The organism is Roseovarius sp. EC-HK134, from assembly GCF_902498815.1.
Classification (GTDB): Bacteria; Pseudomonadota; Alphaproteobacteria; order Rhodobacterales; family Rhodobacteraceae; genus Roseovarius; species Roseovarius mucosus_A.
In genome coordinates this window covers 1,027,542-1,045,632 of record NZ_LR701544.1, presented here as the reverse complement: position 1 = coordinate 1,045,632, position 18,091 = coordinate 1,027,542, and the positions used below count along the sequence as shown (strand labels likewise).

Annotated in this window: 19 protein-coding genes; 2 read left to right on the top strand and 17 right to left on the bottom strand. The window is 60.8% G+C overall.

Translation table 11 applies throughout. The annotated features are described in order from the left end of the window. Positions 1 to 36: 36 nt before the first annotated feature. The 5 genes from rpsK to rplO all read right to left on the bottom strand — a co-directional run bounded on the left by rpsK (position 37) and on the right by rplO (position 3,612). Positions 37 to 426, bottom strand: a complete 390-nt coding sequence (gene rpsK / locus GC127_RS08925; protein WP_008281206.1) for a 30S ribosomal protein S11 — start codon at positions 424 to 426, stop codon at positions 37 to 39. Between the two features lie 15 nt (positions 427 to 441). Continuing rightward, positions 442 to 810, bottom strand: a complete 369-nt coding sequence (gene rpsM, locus GC127_RS08920) for a 30S ribosomal protein S13 (RefSeq protein WP_008281205.1) — start codon at positions 808 to 810, stop codon at positions 442 to 444. A 211-nt stretch (positions 811 to 1,021) separates the two neighbouring features. Continuing rightward, complete coding sequence (locus GC127_RS08915; RefSeq protein ID WP_081507195.1) at positions 1,022 to 1,666, bottom strand: adenylate kinase; 645 nt, start codon at positions 1,664 to 1,666, stop codon at positions 1,022 to 1,024. Then, complete coding sequence (gene secY / locus GC127_RS08910) at positions 1,663 to 3,027, bottom strand: preprotein translocase subunit SecY (protein WP_037297822.1); 1,365 nt, start codon at positions 3,025 to 3,027, stop codon at positions 1,663 to 1,665. The genes GC127_RS08915 and secY overlap by 4 nt, the downstream gene beginning before the upstream one ends. 111 nt (positions 3,028 to 3,138) lie before the next feature. Beyond that, a complete protein-coding gene (rplO, locus tag GC127_RS08905; protein ID WP_151977638.1) occupies positions 3,139 to 3,612 on the bottom strand; it encodes a 50S ribosomal protein L15 in 474 nt (157 codons plus the stop codon). A gap of 379 nt (positions 3,613 to 3,991) precedes the next feature. Between rplO and GC127_RS08900 the strand changes: the two genes are divergently transcribed. Together GC127_RS08900 and GC127_RS08895 are read left to right on the top strand one after the other, a co-directional pair. Beyond that, the gene (locus GC127_RS08900; protein WP_151977636.1) at positions 3,992 to 4,630 is read left to right on the top strand and encodes a hypothetical protein; all 639 of its coding nucleotides are present in this window, start codon (positions 3,992 to 3,994) and stop codon (positions 4,628 to 4,630) included. 111 nt (positions 4,631 to 4,741) lie between these two features. Next, positions 4,742 to 5,464 carry a VWA domain-containing protein gene (locus tag GC127_RS08895; protein ID WP_037297819.1) on the top strand — a complete coding sequence of 241 codons (723 nt, stop codon included), beginning with the start codon at positions 4,742 to 4,744 and terminating at the stop codon, positions 5,462 to 5,464. A 4-nt stretch (positions 5,465 to 5,468) separates the two neighbouring features. On the opposite strand, the gene folD is transcribed toward GC127_RS08895, so the two are convergent. The 12 genes from folD to tolQ all read right to left on the bottom strand — a co-directional run bounded on the left by folD (position 5,469) and on the right by tolQ (position 18,077). Next, positions 5,469 to 6,359 (bottom strand): bifunctional methylenetetrahydrofolate dehydrogenase/methenyltetrahydrofolate cyclohydrolase FolD, encoded by an 891-nt coding sequence (gene folD / locus GC127_RS08890; protein ID WP_037297817.1) that lies wholly within the window; start codon positions 6,357 to 6,359, stop codon positions 5,469 to 5,471. Positions 6,360 to 6,450: 91 nt separating this feature from the next. Then, positions 6,451 to 8,127: a formate--tetrahydrofolate ligase gene (locus GC127_RS08885; RefSeq protein WP_008281198.1), complete on the bottom strand. Its 1,677-nt coding sequence runs from the start codon at positions 8,125 to 8,127 to the stop codon at positions 6,451 to 6,453. Positions 8,128 to 8,276: 149 nt separating this feature from the next. Then, a complete protein-coding gene (locus GC127_RS08880; RefSeq protein WP_151977634.1) occupies positions 8,277 to 8,882 on the bottom strand; it encodes an MOSC domain-containing protein in 606 nt (201 codons plus the stop codon). A gap of 65 nt (positions 8,883 to 8,947) precedes the next feature. Continuing rightward, entirely contained in the window at positions 8,948 to 9,664 is a 717-nt protein-coding gene (locus tag GC127_RS08875; protein WP_232279207.1) for a methyltransferase domain-containing protein, read from the bottom strand. Between the two features lie 62 nt (positions 9,665 to 9,726). Further along, on the bottom strand, positions 9,727 to 11,643 hold the full coding sequence (gene ftsH, locus GC127_RS08870) for an ATP-dependent zinc metalloprotease FtsH (RefSeq protein WP_037297814.1): 1,917 nt from the start codon (positions 11,641 to 11,643) through the stop codon (positions 9,727 to 9,729). Positions 11,644 to 11,722: 79 nt separating this feature from the next. Then, complete coding sequence (gene tilS, locus GC127_RS08865; RefSeq protein ID WP_151977632.1) at positions 11,723 to 12,979, bottom strand: tRNA lysidine(34) synthetase TilS; 1,257 nt, start codon at positions 12,977 to 12,979, stop codon at positions 11,723 to 11,725. Beyond that, positions 12,976 to 13,818 carry a tol-pal system protein YbgF gene (gene ybgF, locus GC127_RS08860; protein WP_151977630.1) on the bottom strand — a complete coding sequence of 281 codons (843 nt, stop codon included), beginning with the start codon at positions 13,816 to 13,818 and terminating at the stop codon, positions 12,976 to 12,978. Before ybgF ends, tilS begins: the two co-directional genes overlap by 4 nt. A gap of 20 nt (positions 13,819 to 13,838) precedes the next feature. Next, positions 13,839 to 14,357, bottom strand: a complete 519-nt coding sequence (gene pal, locus GC127_RS08855) for a peptidoglycan-associated lipoprotein Pal (protein ID WP_008281190.1) — start codon at positions 14,355 to 14,357, stop codon at positions 13,839 to 13,841. Between the two features lie 74 nt (positions 14,358 to 14,431). Beyond that, the gene (gene tolB / locus GC127_RS08850) at positions 14,432 to 15,757 is read right to left on the bottom strand and encodes a Tol-Pal system beta propeller repeat protein TolB (RefSeq protein WP_008281189.1); all 1,326 of its coding nucleotides are present in this window, start codon (positions 15,755 to 15,757) and stop codon (positions 14,432 to 14,434) included. Then, the gene (locus tag GC127_RS08845) at positions 15,754 to 16,893 is read right to left on the bottom strand and encodes an energy transducer TonB (RefSeq protein ID WP_151977628.1); all 1,140 of its coding nucleotides are present in this window, start codon (positions 16,891 to 16,893) and stop codon (positions 15,754 to 15,756) included. The genes tolB and GC127_RS08845 overlap by 4 nt, the downstream gene beginning before the upstream one ends. 11 nt (positions 16,894 to 16,904) lie before the next feature. Further along, entirely contained in the window at positions 16,905 to 17,378 is a 474-nt protein-coding gene (gene tolR, locus GC127_RS08840; RefSeq protein ID WP_151977626.1) for a protein TolR, read from the bottom strand. A 3-nt stretch (positions 17,379 to 17,381) separates the two neighbouring features. Further along, positions 17,382 to 18,077 carry a protein TolQ gene (tolQ, locus tag GC127_RS08835; RefSeq protein WP_008281186.1) on the bottom strand — a complete coding sequence of 232 codons (696 nt, stop codon included), beginning with the start codon at positions 18,075 to 18,077 and terminating at the stop codon, positions 17,382 to 17,384. Positions 18,078 to 18,091: the final 14 nt, after the last annotated feature.

The following is an 18,091-nucleotide window of genomic DNA, read 5'->3' as shown; positions in this document are numbered from 1 at the left end:
GCGCCAAGGCGCGGCCCCACCAAGAGATGTATCGGATCAGACCCGGCGGCGCTTCGGTGGGCGGCAGCCGTTGTGCGCCATCGGTGTCACATCACGGATCGACGTGATGTTAAAGCCGACAGCTGCCAAAGCGCGCAGCGCCGATTCACGGCCCGAACCCGGCCCCTGAACTTCGACGTCAAGCGAGCGCATGCCGTGTTCCTGTGCCTTGCGGCCAGCATCCTCAGCGGCCATCTGCGCCGCGTAGGGCGTGGATTTGCGCGAGCCTTTGAAGCCCATGGTCCCAGCCGAGGACCATGCGATGGCATTGCCCTGCACGTCCGAGATCAGGATCTTGGTATTGTTGAAGGAAGAGTTCACGTGAGCAACGCCAGTGGCGATGTTCTTGGAAACCTTTTTCTTGGTGCGTTTGGTATCGCGTGCCATATCTGCTGCCCTCCCTTATTTCTTCTTGCCGGCAATGGCTTTTGCCGGGCCCTTGCGGGTGCGGGCGTTGGTGTGGGTCCGCTGACCACGCACCGGCAGATTGCGACGGTGACGCAGGCCGCGGTAGCAGCCAAGATCCATCAAACGCTTGATGTTCATCTGGGTGTCGCGGCGCAGGTCGCCTTCGACAGTGTAATTCGCGTCGATATGTTCGCGCAGGGCCAGAGCCTCGGCATCCGAAAGCTCGTTTACGCGACGCGAAACGTCGATGCTGAGCGCTTCGCAGATGGATTTGGCCGAGGCATGGCCGATTCCGGTGATGTAGGTAAGGGCGATGGGAACCCGTTTGTTGGTCGGGATGTTGACGCCGGCGATACGTGCCAAGTGTAGCTTCCTTTTTCGTTGCGGTTCCGTAGCACCAGAACCTTTTTTCACAACGTAAGCCCGAAGCGATCACGCACCGGGCCGCGGCTGATTCCAAATGAGTGATTCGCATACCGGGTGGGACCCGGAACCAGAATCAATCTCGTGTTCGAGATAGGGCTGGTTATGGGGAAATGGTCGGGGCGTCAAGGCCCCGAAACCCTAGCAATCGCTATTTGTCAAGCGCTTCTGCAATCTCAGCCTGCACCGCGTCAATCTCAGCCAGACCATCGACCGAGGTCAGTTGACCATGGGCATAGTAATAGCCAAGCAGCGGCGAGGTTTTCTTGTAATATTCCATCAGACGATTCCGCAGCGCGTCTTCGTTGTCATCCGCACGGCGTTTGACATCTGTAGAGCCACACTTTGCGCATTTGCCATCCGCAGGCCACGGCTTGGTGATATCGTTATAGACCTCGCCGCACCCACCACAGGTTGAACGTGCCGTGATGCGCTGAACGAGCGCTTCGTCATCGACGCGCAATTCGATCACGGCCTCCAAGGTCTCGCCGGTTTCTTCGAGCAGATCGGCCAAGGCATCCGCCTGAGCGAGTGTACGTGGGAAGCCGTCAAAGATGAAGCCGCCTTTGCGCGCGCCTTGCAACTGCTCGCGGATCAGGCCGATCACGATTTCATCGGTCACCAGATCGCCGCGCGCCATGACATCTGCGACGATGCGCCCCATCTCAGAGCCGCTGTCCTTGGCGGCGCGCAACATGTCGCCGGTGGAGAGCTGGATCATATCCCGGCTTTCGACAAGATAATGCGCTTGCGTGCCCTTGCCTGCGCCCGGCGGTCCGAGAAGGATGATATTCATCGCCGCGCCGGTGCCTTTCTGCGGCTGCGTTTCTTGCCCTTGCCGCTCAGTTGGGATTTCTCGATCAAGCCCTCGTATTGATGGGCCAGAAGATGCGACTGAACCTGCTGAATAGTATCCATCGTCACGGAAACGACGATCAGAACCGAGGTGCCGCCAAAGTAGAAGGGAATGGCGAACTGGTTACGCAGGATCTCTGGCAGAAGGCAAACCGCAGCGAGATAGGCAGAGCCGATGACCAGCACACGGTTCACAACGAAATCAAGATATTCCGCCGTCCGTTTGCCCGGACGAATACCGGGAATAAAGCCATTCTGGTTCTTGAGGTTCTCGGCCACGTCATCGGTTTTGAACGCAACGTTGAAGGTGTAGAAATAGGCAAAGAACACGATCATGATCGTGAAGAACAGCAGATAGAGCGGCTGTCCAGGGCCGAAATAGGCCATCACGGTCGAGAGAACCGGATTGGTGGTATTTCCGGAGAACGTCGTGATCGTGGCCGGAAGAAGAAGAAGAGACGAGGCAAAGATCGCCGGGATCACGCCCGCCGGGTTGACCTTGACCGGCAGGTGCGACGAGCCGCCATCATAGATCTTCATACCGACCTGACGGCGGGGATATTGAATGTGGATCTTGCGCAAAGAGCGTTCCATGAAGACCACAAAGGCGATCACGGCCACGACCATCAGCATGACACCCACGATCACCGCAGGGCTGACCGCACCAGACCGGCCCGATGCGAAAAACTGTGCCAGGGCCGCGGGAACTTCGGCGATGATACCGACAAAGATGATCAGCGAGATGCCGTTGCCCACGCCGCGCGCGGTAATCTGCTCGCCCAGCCACATCAGGAACATGGTGCCCCCGATCAGCGTGATCATGCAGGACGCGATAAAGAACATGCCGGGATTGGAGACCATATCGCCCGACTGCAGCGATACGGCAAGCCCGTAGGATTGCAGCGTTGCAAGCGCAACCGTACCGTAGCGGGTATATTGGTTGATCTTCTTGCGACCCTGCTCGCCTTCTTTCTTGAGTTGCTCAAGAGCAGGCACCATGGCGGTCATCAGCTGAACAATGATCGACGCCGAGATATACGGCATGATGCCCAGAGCAAAGATGCCCATCCGCCCGAGCGCGCCGCCGGTAAACATGCTGAGCATGCCGCCGATTGAGGCCTGCGCGCCCTCCATGAATTCGCGCAGCGCCACACCGTCGATACCCGGAACCGGGATGAAGGTGCCCAGCCGGTAGACGATCAGCAGGCCGAGGGTGAACAGGATTCGTTTGCGCAGTTCGGTGGCTTTGCCCAGCGCGGACCAGCTGGTGTTGGCCGCCATTTGCTCTGCTGCAGATACCATTCGCGGGTCTCTTTCATTTGACAACGCCGCCTTGGGCTGTTTTCCAGCTCAGGCGGCGTCAAAGGAAAACTTGGGCTATATGTAAGCGGCACAGATGCCGCTCACAACCTCTTATTCAGCCGCTTGCGCGGTTGTGACCGAGAGGGAGCCGCCGGCCTTTTCGACCGCTTCAATCGCAGCGCGCGAGGCACCTGTGACCTGAATGGTCAACTTGGCGGTCACGTCACCCTTGTTCAGGACGCGGATACCATCAAGTCTGCGACGGACGAGACCCGAGGACACCAGTGTTTCTTCGGTGATCGGCGCAGAGCCGTCAATCTTGCCAGCCTCAACGAATTTCTGGATCAGGCCAAGGTTGATGACAGCAAAGGATTTGCGGTTCGGCTTGTTGAAGCCGCGCTTGGGCAGACGCTGATAGAGCGGCATCTGGCCACCCTCGTAGCCACCGATCGAAACACCCGAACGGGATTTCTGACCCTTGATACCCCGGCCAGCGGTTTTACCCATGCCGGAACCCGGACCACGGCCAACGCGCTTCTTGCGCTTGGTGGCACCGGGATTGTCGTGCAGTTCATGCAGTTTCATGTCGCTATCTCCTTGCCGGATGCGGCCCCCAGCGACGGGAGCGGCCGAACGCGGCGTGTGTGGGTTGAGTCGGACCCCATTACGAGGCCACCGGGGGCGTATAGACGGTGCCGAGGTCCTTGACAAGAGCGGCGCATCGCGCCCGGAACCGCGATAGCCTCGCTGGAAATTCTCGCGAGAACCCTGATTTTGCGCTATCCGTTGAGCGCAGCGCAGACAGGAAAAGACAAGCCACTGAGCCAGTCGGCGGTCGCGCCGGTAGCTTGATCAGCGGAATACCAGACTCCTCGATTTTGTCGCGGGCTGTGTTCGCTCGACAGAGCTTGGGGTCGAAATCGGACCATTTGGTCGCCCCCTCCTGACCGGACCGGATTGGAATGTGCGCTACGCCGATGTCAGCACCACAAACGAGCTGAGACGCCTTGCCAAGAGCAGCCCGCTGAGGCGCGTAGATCGGGTGGTTGAGGTCGATTATGTGCTCAGGAACATCACCCTGCCGCGGGCAATTCCGGGCACAGGGGTGCGCTTTGTCTTTGGGTCCCATGTTTATGAGCATATAGCCAATCTGCTTGGGTTTTTCCGTCAGCTTGCGGCTGAGATGGGTCCGGGCGGTGCCGTCATCGGGGCGTTTCCCGACCGTCGTTATACCTATGACATTGATCGCCCCAGAACGACACTTGGCCAGTTCATCGACCGCGAGACGCGCGATATCGCCAGCCCGGACGCACAGACGGTTTTTGACCATTTTTATCATTTCAGGCCGGTCAAAGCAGGACAGGTCTGGCAGCACGGCGCCAATCATGGTGTCGCGCGCCAGTTCTCGTTGGCACATGCGCGTAAGATGATGAACACCGCCCGCATCAGCTATGTCGACGTGCATTGCAACATCCTGACGGATCAAGAGTTTGTTGAACTGACCGAGACGTTTCCAGAACTTGGCATCAACCTTACTCTTCACAAATTGGTCGAGACTTTTCGACCGATGAACGAATTTCATTTCTGCCTGAAAGTCGTGTGACCGGTCGGAGAAAGCCCGTGCATGCTGCGCAAGTTTGGCAGGGTCAGTTCTCTGGACATATGCTGAGACCGCGATAGGCTAAGCGTGCGATCCTGAGACCGGAGGCCCCTGATGCGCGCGATTGCTCTCTGCCTAGCCCTCGCTGTTCTGCCGGGCCCAACGCCACAGGCGGCCACGGGCTGTGCCGCTGATGCGATGCTGGTATTTGACGGGTCTGGGTCCATGGCCGAGGTCGGACATGATCCAACTGCCGCAACCCGGATCATCGAGGCGCGCGCGGCGCTGCGGCGCGTGATGCCCGACGTTGCGCCCTATCGGCGGATTGGCCTCTTGTCCTATGGGGCTGGGGGTAGTCATCCCTGTTCGGGGATCACCCGGCACTTTGCCCCTATGCCGGATGCGGCGGCTGCGGTGGTGGTGGCGGTCGACGCGCTGATGCCCGGCGGCCTGACCCCGATTGCCGCCTCGGTGGCGGCGGCGGCAGAGGTTTTAGAGTATCGCACACAACCCGGGATCGTGGTCTTAGTTACGGATGGCAACGAGACCTGCGGCGGTACGCCCTGTGCGCTTGGGGCCGCTTTAACCGCAGAGGCGCGCGATTTGACGGTGCATGTGATCGGATTTCGCGTGGTGCATGACCCGTTCTCGTGGAACAGCCCCGAGGCGCAGGGCTATGACGGGCAGACCGTCGCAAAATGTCTGGCAGATGCGACGGGGGGAGTTTTTGTATCGACCGAAACAGTCGACGAACTGGTCGAAGCCCTGCGCGAGACGCTTGGTTGCCCGCTGATTGGTGGGCTTGGGGCAGGCGCCCCGCCACGTGGGCGGGGCTGATCGTTCAGGCCGTCAGGCCCTCTGGCTCTGCCAGACCATTGGCGCGGCAGCAGGCAGTGAGGGTATTGGCCAAAAGGCAGGCGATGGTCATCGGGCCAACGCCGCCCGGCACTGGGGTGATCGCCCCGGCAACAGCGGCGGCCGAGGCGTAATCGACGTCGCCGACCAACACAGTCTTGCCGTCCCGTTCGATCCGGTTGATGCCCACGTCGATCACGGTAGCCCCCGGTTTGATCCAGTCGCCCGGCACCATTTCAGGGCGACCGACGGCAGCCACGACGATATCGGCGCGACGGCAGACATCGGCGATATCCTTGGTCCGGCTATGAGCAATCGTGACAGTGCAGCTATCGCCCAAAAGAAGCTGTGCCATCGGCTTGCCCACGATGTTCGAGCGGCCAAGCACCACAGCATCCATGCCCGCCAACGAGCCGTGATGGTCGCGCAGCATCATCAGGCAGCCCAAGGGCGTGCACGGCACCATGGATTTCTGGCCAGTGCCCAAGAGGCCGACGTTGGAAATATGAAAACCGTCCACATCCTTGGCCGGATCAATAGAGTTGATCACCAGATCGGAATCAAGATGCTTTGGCAGCGGCAATTGCACGAGGATGCCGTGCACGGTGGCGTCTTTGTTGAGACGGTCGATCAGCGCCAGAAGATCAGCCTCTGACGTGTCAACATCCAGCTTGTGCTCGTAGGAATTCATGCCCACTTCGACGGTCTGCTTGCCTTTGGAGCGAACATAGACCTGACTGGCCGGGTCTTCGCCCACAAGCACCACCGCGAGGCCCGGCGTGATGCCGTTTTCCTCTTTCAGGCGCGTCACATGCGAGGCCACCTTGGTCCGCACCTCTGCGGCAAAGGCTTTGCCGTCGATCACTTTAGCCGTCATTCCCAGCCCTTTCATCGTGCTTTAAATCGTTCTGCGCAACGCGCAAGGCCGCCCAGAGCGCGATACTCTGGGCGGCCTTATTTGGTAAGGTTTAGAACAGGCCTTCGATTTGGCCGTCGTCGTTGAGACGGATCGTCTCGGCAGCAGGTTTGCTGGGCAGACCCGGCATTGTCATGATCTCGCCACAAACGACGACGACAAAGCCAGCACCGGCCGAAAGACGCACTTCGCGGACCGGTACGGAATGGCCGGTGGGCGCACCGCGACGGTTCGGATCGGTGGTAAAGCTATACTGCGTCTTGGCCATGCAAACTGGCAGATGGCCATAACCCTGCGCTTCCCATTCCTTGAGCTGGCTGCGGATCTTTTGATCGGCCAACACCTCGTCAGCGCGATAGATGCGCTTGGCGATGGTTTCGATCTTTTGGAACAGCGGCATGTCATCGGGATAGAGGGGCGCGAAATTGGCATTCCCGGCCTCAGCCACTTCGACCACTTTGCGCGCCAGAGGCTCAGAGCCTTCGGAGCCCAGTTCCCAATGGCGCGACAGCACGGCTTCGGCACCATGATTGGCGACAAAGGTTTTGACGGCTTCGATTTCTGCTTCCGTATCGGTGACGAAATGGTTGATCGCCACAACCACCGGCACGCCAAAGGATTTGACGTTCTCGATGTGGCGCCCAAGGTTCGGGCAACCCGCCTTGACCGCATCAACGTTCTCGGCACCCAAATCTGCCTTGGCGACGCCGCCGTTCATCTTCATCGCACGCACGGTGGCCACGATGACCACGCAATCGGGGGCAAGACCCGCCTTGCGGCATTTGATATTCATGAACTTTTCTGCACCAAGGTCAGCGCCAAAGCCCGCTTCGGTCACAACATAGTCGCTGATCTTGAGCGCGGTCGTGGTCGCGATGACCGAGTTACAGCCATGCGCGATATTGGCGAAGGGTCCGCCATGCACGAAGGCAGGGTTGTTTTCCAGCGTTTGCACAAGGTTGGGCTGCATCGCATCTTTGAGAAGCACGGTCATCGCGCCTTCGGCCTTAATATCGCGGCAGAAGACGGGGCTGCGGTCGCGGCGATAGGCCACGATCATAGACCCAAGACGCTCCTCAAGATCCTTAAGGTTCTTGGAGAGGCAGAGGATTGCCATGACCTCGGACGCGACAGTGATGTCAAAGCCATCTTCGCGCGCAAAGCCATTGGAAACACCGCCCAGCGACGAGGTGATCTGGCGCAGCGAACGGTCGTTCATGTCGACCACGCGACGCCACACAACACGGCGGGTGTCGATGTTCTGCTCGTTACCCCAATAGATGTGGTTGTCGAGCATGGCGCTGAGCAGGCTGTGTGCGCTGGTGATGGCGTGGAAATCGCCGGTGAAGTGCAGGTTCATGTCCTCCATCGGGACAACCTGTGCATAGCCGCCGCCGGCTGCGCCGCCCTTCATGCCAAAGTTTGGCCCAAGGCTGGCCTCGCGGATGCAAACGGTGGCCTTCTTGCCGATGCGATTCAGGCCGTCACCAAGACCAACAGTGGTCGTGGTCTTGCCTTCGCCTGCAGGGGTGGGGTTGATCGCAGTCACGAGGATCAGCTTACCGTTCTTGTTGCCCTGAACGGAGTCGATGAATTTCTGGCTGACTTTTGCCTTGTCATGGCCATAGGGCAGAAGATCGTCGTTCGAGATGCCCCGCTTTTCGCCGATCTCTTGGATCGGTCGCTTCTTGGCCTCCCGTGCAATCTCGATGTCGCTCTTGTAACCCATAGTCGTTTCCTTCCCTCGTCTGTTGGGCTTGATCTGACCACGGTGATAGCCAATTCTCGGCATCCCACAGCATGCGAATCCGACACATGGGCCTGTGCTTGCGGCGGATCACCGCAGACGGTGTCGGATCGGAAACCGAGAAAGGGGAGTCAGAGCAACGTGCCGCGCACACGCGAGAGTTCGGACCAGACCGGCTGATCGGGAATATGCAGGCGCAGCATTTGACCCAAGGCCAGCCGCCCTTCACGCTCGACCCAAGCGGTGACACCGCGCCGCCCGAGAGCCGCGCGCTTGAACCGTGCACCAAAACCTGGGGCGTGGGTCTCGATCACCTTGGCAGGCAGGTGACAGGGGCGATTTTCCATATCAATCACCAGCGTCACCCCATCCGGCCCTTGCAGGCGCGATGAGGGAGGTAAATGGCTGAGGTCGGGAATGCCACTGATCACCAGCGAGGCACCCAGCCAGCTTGGTTCAAGCCGTGCAACACCCATGGTGGCGGCGATAGCTGTCAGCTCTTCGTCTGAAAGGACGGAAAATTGCCGCGCATTGCGGATTTCGGTGCCTCTGGGGTGCTGGGAAATGACGCGGCTACATGAAGGGCGGGTCAGGCCCGCGTGCTCTTCGCCCGCGACACCGGCAAAGGTCACGTCGACCGCGTCGAGCGGTTCGGCTGCCAGAGACGCATCGCGCTGCGCCACTCGGCCCAGCCAAGTGATTCGGCCCTCATACTCGGTTGGCATCAATGCGGGCATTGATCTTTGCGCCTCGTTTCTTCTTGGTGGAAAATACTCGCCCCGCAGGGCCGTTCAAATTCAGGTCAGACGGTCAGGGTAAAGAACATGCGGCGGAACGGGAACAGCACAGTACCATCGGCACGAACCGGGTAGGCGCTATGCATCACCTCTTCGTAACGACGAATGAGATCGGCCTTTTCATCCGGCTCGAGCGCGGCCAGAACCGGACGGGCATAGGTGCTTTCGGTATAGCGGCGCACCGGGTGGCTCCCGGGTTCGGCGGTCAGCCTTTGATAATAATCCGTTTCCCAGAGGCGGAATTGACCGAGCGGCGCCAGAAGTTCCTCGTATTTGATCGGAGACATCACACCGGGGGTGCCCATCTTTTCGATCCGCCCGGCAAAGAGTTCCTCTGCCAGCGAGAGCCAGACACGGTGCGAGGGGGCCTTGTTCTGGTGCGGCATCTGCACAGCCAGCGTCCCGCCCTTGCCCAGCATGCGGACGAGCCGGGGCATAAGTGCTTCGTGATTACCAACCCAATGCAGGGCCGCGTTGGAATAGATCAGGCCCGGCGCGCGGCGCGGGTGCCACTCGGCGATGTCGGCCTGTTGGAGGGCGTCATAGCCCGTCCCTTGTGCCTTTTCGAGCATGGCGGGGCTGGCATCGACCCCCACAACCGCGCGATTGCCCGCGCGGGCACGCAGGGTTTCGATCATCACGCCGTTGCCGCATCCCAAGTCCACCACATCGCCCGCGCCCATCTGACCAACGGCGTTCAAAAGATCGAGGGCAGGCCGCAAGCGTTGATCCCGGAACCTTGCATAGGCTCCGGGATTCCAATCCTGTTTCGCGGCATTCGTGCTCACGTTGAGGGCTCTGGCTCCAGCCCGCCGTCGCCGGGCGTGGATTTGGGCTTGGTTTTCGGGATTGCGGTGACAGAGGGCTTGCTGGCTTCGGCACTGCCGTCGTCATCGTCATTCGCCGAGGGAAGTTCGCCCCGCATCACGCGCTTGATCTCGTCTCCGGTCAGTGTCTCGTATTCCAAGAGACCCTGCGCCAGACGTTCCCAATCTTCCTGACGATCAGTCAGGATTTTCTTGGCCCGAATATAGGCCTCGTCGATCAGGCGTTTGACCTCTTCCTCGATCAGCTCTTTGGTATGTGCGGAAATCGAGAAGCCACCGGCACCATTGCCCATATAGCCTTCGTGCGCCTGCTCATAGTCGATATTGCCAACTTTGTCGGACATGCCCCAGCGCATCACCATGGCGCGCGCAAGGCCACTGGCCTGTTGAATATCGCCAGCAGGGCCGTTCGACACGTTATCCTCGCCGTATTTGAGGATTTCGGCGGCTTTGCCTGCCATGGTCATGGCCAGCTTTTCCTCGCACTCGGAGCGGTGCCAATTGAGCCGGTCAATCTCGGGCAAGCTCACAACCATACCGAGGGCACCACCGCGCGGAATGATCGTAGCCTTGTAGACAGGGTCACATTTGGGCAGGGCAAGACCCACCACCGCATGCCCGGCCTCGTGATAGGCGGTCTTTTCCTTTTGATCGTCGGTCAGCACCATCGAACGGCGCTCGGCCCCCATCATCACCTTGTCTTTGGCGTTCTCGAAGTCGACCATAGTCACAAAACGTCGGCCGACACGCGCAGCCATCAGCGCCGCCTCGTTGACGAGGTTGGCAAGGTCCGCACCAGAGAAACCGGGCGTGCCGCGCGCAATCAGGCGCAGGTCCACATCGGGGCCAAGCGGTGTCTTGCGAGCGTGAACGTTAAGGATTTTCTCGCGGCCCTTGATGTCGGGATTGGGCACGGTCACCTGACGGTCAAAACGACCGGGGCGCAGAAGTGCGGGGTCAAGAACATCCTTGCGGTTGGTGGCCGCGATGATGATCACGCCTTCGTTGGCCTCGAATCCGTCCATTTCAACAAGCAGTTGGTTCAGCGTCTGTTCGCGCTCGTCATTGCCGCCGCCATAGCCCGCCCCACGGTGGCGGCCGACCGCGTCAATCTCGTCGATAAACACGATACAGGGCGCGTTTTTCTTGGCCTGCTCAAACATATCGCGCACGCGGGATGCACCCACACCCACGAACATTTCCACAAAGTCAGAACCAGAGATGGTGAAGAAAGGAACGCCCGCCTCACCCGCAATGGCGCGGGCAAGCAGCGTCTTACCAGTACCCGGAGGGCCGACAAGCAGCGCGCCCTTGGGGATTTTACCGCCAAGGCGCGAGAATTTCTGCGGGTTGCGCAGGAATTCCACGATTTCCTCAAGCTCTTCCTTGGCCTCGTCGATGCCTGCCACGTCATCAAATGTGACGCGACCGTGCTTTTCGGTCAGCATTTTGGCTTTGGACTTGCCAAAACCCATCGCGCCACCTTTGCCGCCGCCCTGCATGCGGTTCATGAAATAGATCCACACGCCGATCAACAGAAGGAAAGGCAGAAGCGATACAATGAAGGTCTGAAAGCCCGATTGCTGCTGGCTCTCGGCCTTGACCGGAATACCCGCATCAATCAGACGTTGGGTGATTTCTGCATCCTCAGGCTTGATCGTTGCATAATCCTGCCCATCAGCGCCGCGATAGCGCACAGTCTCGCCATCCAGCGTTACCTGGCTCACACCGCCACTGTCCACTGCCGCCACAAACTCGGAATATGGCACTGCGCGGCTCTGGAGGGTGTTGCCCGACCCGCTGAACAGGTTGAACAGCGCGAGGATCAAAAGGAACAGCACCAGCCAGAAGGCGATATTTCTTGCGTTACCCAAGGGTTCTCTCCCAAAATTCGTATCCCCGTGCGTCTAGCACAGGGCGCATGGATCATAAATAGAGATCACGGCCCTATCTTCAATGACATAATATGGACATCAGCAGATTGTCCTGCTCAGGCTTGAGGATCAGCGCCCAGCCATTCGGGTGACCCATGAGCGGGGCGGCGATCAGAGTATCCCCTTGCCAGAGGCCGGGGGCGCAGAGCGCAGAGGCATGCGGCAGGCCACTCAGGCGCCAATCCGGGCAAGCCTGCAGTCCGTTGGGTCCAAGCGCGGCTATCTCGACACCGGGCGATGCGGGGCCGGTCGCCTGCCAGCGATTATCCCAGAGGGTGTTTACGGGCGCGCGCAGTCCCTTGACCGCGGCATATTCCCGCGTGAGGCGAAGCTGGCCGTTCTTGGGCGGCAGAAGAAGGCAGCCGTGCAGGGGCATTGTGTGGCCATCACGGGCGGCTTTGATAAAACTCGCGAGAGCGGTGCCGCGCGGCGGATACTCCTCCCCCGCAAGCCATTGCAGCATAGCCTGCATGAGACGGCGCGCGATTTCCTCAGGGAGATCATTAAATCCGGGGTGGTCGATGAGAATATCCCCAGACTGCACCTGAAGAAGTGCGCGGGCGGCGGTCAGAGTGGCATGATCCAGCGCTGTGCGAACCCCGGACAGGGTGCGCGCCACATCGGCCAGCGTCGCGGCACCAAGCCCCATGGGCGCGAGGGCCGTGAGACTCTGACGTGCGCGGGGGCGCAGGTAGGTGGTATCATCGTTGGTTGGATCATCGATCCACGATTGACCAAGTCTGCGCAGATGATCGCGCAGGGCCTCGCGGGAGAGGTCGAGTAGCGGGCGGTGAAAGGTCACCCCCGACTGCGTCCAACGCGGGCGCATCGCCGCAAGCCCATCCACACCCGCGCCGCGTGCAAGACGCATCAAAAATGTTTCGGCGACGTCGTCTTGAGTATGGCCAATGGCAATATCACGCAGGTCATTTGCGCGTGCCCAGTCAGTGAGGAGCGCATAGCGCGCCCGGCGTGCGTGGTCAGGAAGATTTCCGGAGCCATCCCAACCTTGCCACTGCACGGTGTCGTGCGGGATCGCCAGACGGGCGCAGATCTGTGCCACGTCCACGGCTTCTTGCGCAGAGGAGGGGCGCAGCCCGTGATCAACGGTGACTGCGGCGGGAGTGGGGCCACCCACAAGGGACCAGCCGTGAAGAAGGTGCAAAAGCGCCAGCGAGTCGCTGCCACCGGACACGGCAACGCCCAGCCGGGTAGGGATATGCCCCGCGAAATGCGCCGCGAGGCTGCTTTGTAACGGCGCGTCTGGCGGGATCACGAACAGCCCAGACGGCCCATCTCGGATTGCGCCGAAGAGACCGCCGCCGCAGTGGGATAGCGGGCTTCGACCTGGCCCAAAGTCACGCAGGCCTCTTGGGTTTGGCCCAGACGACCCAGCGCACGCCCTAGACGAAAGAGCGCCTCTGGGGCCTCTGCCCCGTCGGGGGCTGCGCTGAAACTGTCAAGATAGGCGCGCGCGGCCTCGCTCTGTTGGCCAGCCGCCTCAAGCGCCTCACCGCGCAAAAGACCTGCGCGGCCAGACAACGGGCTGCCCGGATAGGTCGACAGGAAGGCGGCAAAACCTGCCGCCGCCTCGCTGTTATTGCCTGCCTGCAAGGCGGCTTCGGCGCGGTCGAAATCGTCTCGCTCACCGATGGCAAGCTGCGGATTATCGCCGGTGCTGACCTCTGGGGTGGTCGGAAGTGGAACCGCCCCGCCACCCGCCGTCACAGGATCGACCCCGCCTAACGTGCTGCCGGGTTCCAGCGTGGCAATGTCACAGCTAGGTTCCAGTTCGCAGAGGCGGAATTCTAAATCGCCGACGCGATTGGTGCCATCGGACACCACGCGATCAATGCGAAATTCCAGCTCTTCAGTCTTGGAGGTGAGGCGCTGCACCTCGCTTTCAATCGCATTCACGCGGTCCACCAGAGACCCGCCGCCACTCAGTTGGCCCGCAGCACCGGTGGTGCTGAGTTCACGCTTGAGATGCTGCAAGGTGACGAAAAGCACTGACAGTTCCTGACGGATGTCTGCCAGCGTCTGATCCGTCTGCGCCGGAGCAGTTTGCGGCGCAACAAAAAGACCTGCTGCCAGAATGAACGCGAAACGACGCATGGTGCGGCCCTCTTCCTAGGTTAGCTGCCTAGACCGGCCGCCAGCACAGTCACCGCGCGCCGGTTCTTGGCATAGCACGCCTCGTTGCTGCAAATCTCGATCGGGCGCTCCTTGCCGTAGCTGACCACGCGCAAGCGGTTCGGGGAAACACCGCGACCAATCAGATATTCCTGCACTGCGTTGGCGCGACGTGCACCAAGGGCAAGGTTGTATTCTCGGGTGCCTTGTTCGTCGGCGTGGCCTTCGATCACGGCAGTGAAATCACGGTTGGTGGTCAGCCAGTTGGCCTGACCGTCAAGCGTGGCTTGTGCGTCTGAGCCGAGCGTGGATTGATCGACGGCAAAAAGCACGCGATCCCCCACCGTCTGCTGGAAATAGGCCGGCGAGGTGGGATCTTGCGCCGAGCCGGCAAAGCCAGCCCCAGAGTTCGCGCCATTGTTGAGATCGACAGCGCTGCCGTCGTCAAATCGGTTGGGATTGGTACAAGCGGCCAGTGCCAGCCCTGCACAGAGGATCAGTGTCTTGCTCAGATAGGTCATTTTAGCCCCATTCGTTTCTGCCTTGGCCTGTCATATCACAGCCCGCGTCCCAAGGAAACGCGGGCCTTGTGGGTTCAATTCTGAAGCGGTGACCACGAAGGATCGCTGGCCCCGGTATTGGTTGGGACCTGTTTTAGATTACGCCCGGTGATGTCCACCGAATAGAGGCTGGCCTGACCCTGTTCGCCTTGGGTTTCGCGGGTGAACATGATCACGCGGCCATTGGGGGCCCATGTTGGGCCTTCATCGAGGAAGGAGGCGGTCAAGAGACGCTCTTCGCTGCCATCGGTGCGCATGACGCCGATGTGAAAGCGCCCCTTGGACTGTTTGGTAAAGGCCACAAGATCGCCGCGCGGCGACCAGACGGGCGTGCCGTAGCGCCCCTCGCCAAAGCTGATGCGCCGGGCCTCGCCGCCACCTGCGGACATGATGTAAAGCTGCGGTGTTCCGGAGCGGTCGCTCTCGAACACGATCTGGCTGCCATCGGGGCTATAGCTGGGTGCGGTTTCGATAGAGGGGGCGGTGGTTAGCCGGGTACTGGCACCACTGCCGATGTCCATCGTATAAAGATCGGTATTGCCGCCTTGGGTCAGCGAATAGACCACGGTGCGCCCATTGGGGGCAAAGCGGGGCGCAAAGCTCATGGTGGCGTCCTGTGTGGGCAATTCGCGACGCCCCACATTGGCCACGTCGAGCACATAGATGCGCGGAAAGCCAGTTTCATAGCTGGTGTAAAGCACCCGGTCGCCGGTGGGGGAAAAGCGGGGTGCCAAAACAATGCTGGTGCTGTCGGTCAGATACTGCACATTGGCACCATCATAGTCCATGATGCCCAACCGCTTGGCGCGCTGATCCTTGGGGCCGCTCTCGGCAACAAAGACAACGCGGCTGTCGAAATAACCGCCTTCGCCAGTGATGCGGCTATAGACCTGATCGGCAACCTTGTGGGCAATACGCCGCCAGCCGTCCTGTGTCCCGACAAGCTGTTGACCTGCGCCCAGTTCCTGACCGGAAAACACGTCATAGATGCGGAATTTGGCGATGATGCGCCCGGCACCATCCGTGCTGACCGCGCCTGTAATCAGGGCCTGTGCATTGATCGCGCGCCAGTCGGCATATTGCACCGGGCTCTCAAAGCTGGTGATCCGGCTGATGTGGGCGGAACTCGGGATCTGGCGAAAGAGCCCTGTGCCATTAAGATCGGCGGCTATCACGCTGGCGATGTTGCGGCCAAGTTCCTGACCCGCCGCACTATCCGAGACGAAATCGGGCACGGCAAAGGGCAGCGGTTCGATCACACCTTCAGTGATCTCGATCCGAAGCGGGCCATTGCCCTGCGCCAGAACGGGCATGGCCCAGAGTGTGAGGGCCGCAAGGAGGGTCATCATAAAGCGCATCATTTGATCCTCATACTCTCCGGATTGAATGTCATTTCGATGTCACGCCACTGGTCGTATTTTGCCGGCGGCAAGTTGAAACCGTTGGCGCCGCAGCGGATGATCGCCCGGCGTGCTGCCTCGAAAGCCTGACGCGCTGCCGCATCGCCCCCGCCGGAAAAGCTGTCCATACGGATCGAACCATTGTCCGGCCTGCCATCCTCGCCCATGCGCACCGAAACCACAACCGTAGTGCCCAGCGCCTCGGTGCTGAGCGAGCCTACGTTCCAGCATTGCTGCACAGCGACACGCAGCGCATCCTTTTCGCCAGAAGTGAGCGGCGGGCCGCTGGGGGCGGTGTCGGTCTGCTGACCGGTACCAAGGGCGGCGGCCAGTGCATCGTTGACGGCGCTCTGATCGGTCGCGGGCGCAGCGGGTCTGGGTGTTTCGGTGGTAGCTGGCGCCGGAGTTTCGGTGGGCGTTGGTGCTTCGGCCTGAGCAACCGGGCGCGCGGGGCGCGGTTTGGGTCGCAGAGAGGACGTGGGCGCGGCGTCTTTCGACTCTTCCGCCTCGGTCACGATCTCGGTTGCCGCCTCTTCCTGTGCCGTAGCCTCGGCGGGCTCTTGCGGCACTTCGGCACCTTCCTCGGGCGCGACCTCGGGCTGGGCCACCTCATCAATGCGCACATCCGGTTCCGGCGGTGCCACGGCCTCGGGGGCAACGCGGGGCGCGGGGCGCGGCTTGGGCCGGGGCGAAACCTGCGGAACCACGACCGCCACATCCTCTTGCGGGGTTTCAAGCACCGGCGCTGTATCCGTCACCTCGGCGGGCGCAGGCGGGGTAATTTCCGAGACATCTGGCGCGGGATCAGGGGGCGCGGTTTCCTGTGCCGGGGGCGGCGTGCTCTCAGGCGGGGTATCGGGGATAGAGGCAAGCGGCGGCGCAGAATCGCCGGGCGCGGGCGGCTCTGGTGTGTCGACATTGGCGACAGCCTCGGGGGCGCTCTGACGTGCGAGCAGGGCCGCGAATTCCTCAGAGGAAATAGTTGTGGCCTCCACCACCTCGAAGGGGGGCGGATCAGAGCGGAACACGCCCCCAAGCAGGGCCCAGCCGATAAATGCCAGATGGCCCGCGCCCGATATGATCTGTCCGGTGTTCACCAGATGCGCCCCTAGCCGCCCTGCCCGTCAAGTGCTGGACCGCCAGCATCTGTCACCAGCCCAATATTCGCAAAGCCGCCGTTGTTGAGTGCGCCCATGACCTGCATCACGTCTTGATAAGGCACTGACCCATCGGCGCGCAGGAATACGCGGGTACTCTCGCGCTCTGTCGCAATGGCGCGCAGACGGGCGACCAGTTCTTCGCGCGGCACCTCAGAGGTCTGGATCATCACGATACCCTCGGCGGTGACAGTGACGGTCAGCGGCTCTTCTTCTTCGCTGGAAAGGGAATTGGCGGCGGTTTTGGGCAATTCCACCGGCACGCCCACCACCATAAGGGGGGCGGCCACCATGAAAATGATCAAAAGCACCAACATCACATCCACAAAGGGCGTGACGTTGATCTCGGACATCGGGCGCGAGCGGCCACGCCCGCGCCTCCGACGCCCTGAATCGCCTGATTTCTGAACGACACCCGCGCCCATGGTCTAGCTGTCCAACTGTCGGCTGAGAATGGTCGCGAACTCGTCGGCAAAGGCCTCGTATCCCGCTACAATCCGGTCGGCATCGGCGCTGAGCTTATTGTAGAAGATAACCGCCGGAATGGCCGCGATGAGGCCAAGGCCGGTGGCCAAGAGTGCCTCGGCGATGCCGGGTGCGACAACGGCAAGGTTGGTATTCTGCTGCTCGGCAATTTCGACGAAGGCATGCATGATGCCCCAGACGGTGCCAAAAAGCCCGATGAAGGGCGCGGTAGAGCCAACTGTCGCCAGCACCTGAAGCCCACTCTGAAGGCCCTCGGATTCTTTGGCGATGGCCACGTCCATACTGCGGTCAATCCGCGCCGTAGCCCCGGCGATGAGATTGCCGTCATTGCGATGGCTGCGCCGCCATTCTGTCATGCCGGCGGCAAAAATCCGCTCGGATTGACCCGCAGGTTCTGGCCCGATTTCGTCGAACAGCCCATCGAGCGGCTCACCGGACCAAAAGCGGCGATCAAAGATTTCAGCCTCAAGCTGTGCCTTGCGATAGATGATGATCTTTTGAATGATGATCGACCAGGCCCAAAACGAGGACACGATCAACATGAACATCACCAGTTTAACGGTGAGAGTGGCGCGTGCGAAAAGCGCCCACATGGAGAAATCTATCTCCTGTGCCAATGCCAGGGTTTCTGCTTCCATTTGCCTGCTCTTTG

Excerpts from the sequence above, each read along its gene's own strand:
- rplO (WP_151977638.1), bottom strand. The coding sequence starts at position 3,612 with ATGAAACTGCATGAACTGCACGACAATCCCGGTGCCACCAAGCGCAAG.
- tolR (WP_151977626.1), bottom strand. The coding sequence starts at position 17,378 with ATGGGCGCGGGTGTCGTTCAGAAATCAGGCGATTCAGGGCGTCGGAGG.
- folD (WP_037297817.1), bottom strand. The coding sequence starts at position 6,359 with ATGACGGCTAAAGTGATCGACGGCAAAGCCTTTGCCGCAGAGGTGCGG.
- GC127_RS08895 (WP_037297819.1), top strand. The coding sequence starts at position 4,742 with ATGCGCGCGATTGCTCTCTGCCTAGCCCTCGCTGTTCTGCCGGGCCCA.
- GC127_RS08880 (WP_151977634.1), bottom strand. The coding sequence starts at position 8,882 with ATGCCCGCATTGATGCCAACCGAGTATGAGGGCCGAATCACTTGGCTG.
- GC127_RS08915 (WP_081507195.1), bottom strand. The coding sequence starts at position 1,666 with ATGAATATCATCCTTCTCGGACCGCCGGGCGCAGGCAAGGGCACGCAA.
- tolQ (WP_008281186.1), bottom strand. The coding sequence starts at position 18,077 with ATGGAAGCAGAAACCCTGGCATTGGCACAGGAGATAGATTTCTCCATG.
- GC127_RS08885 (WP_008281198.1), bottom strand. The coding sequence starts at position 8,127 with ATGGGTTACAAGAGCGACATCGAGATTGCACGGGAGGCCAAGAAGCGA.
- secY (WP_037297822.1), bottom strand. The coding sequence starts at position 3,027 with ATGGTATCTGCAGCAGAGCAAATGGCGGCCAACACCAGCTGGTCCGCG.
- ybgF (WP_151977630.1), bottom strand. The coding sequence starts at position 13,818 with ATGCGTCGTTTCGCGTTCATTCTGGCAGCAGGTCTTTTTGTTGCGCCG.
- rpsK (WP_008281206.1), bottom strand. The coding sequence starts at position 426 with ATGGCACGCGATACCAAACGCACCAAGAAAAAGGTTTCCAAGAACATC.
- tolB (WP_008281189.1), bottom strand. The coding sequence starts at position 15,757 with ATGATGCGCTTTATGATGACCCTCCTTGCGGCCCTCACACTCTGGGCC.
- pal (WP_008281190.1), bottom strand. The coding sequence starts at position 14,357 with ATGACCTATCTGAGCAAGACACTGATCCTCTGTGCAGGGCTGGCACTG.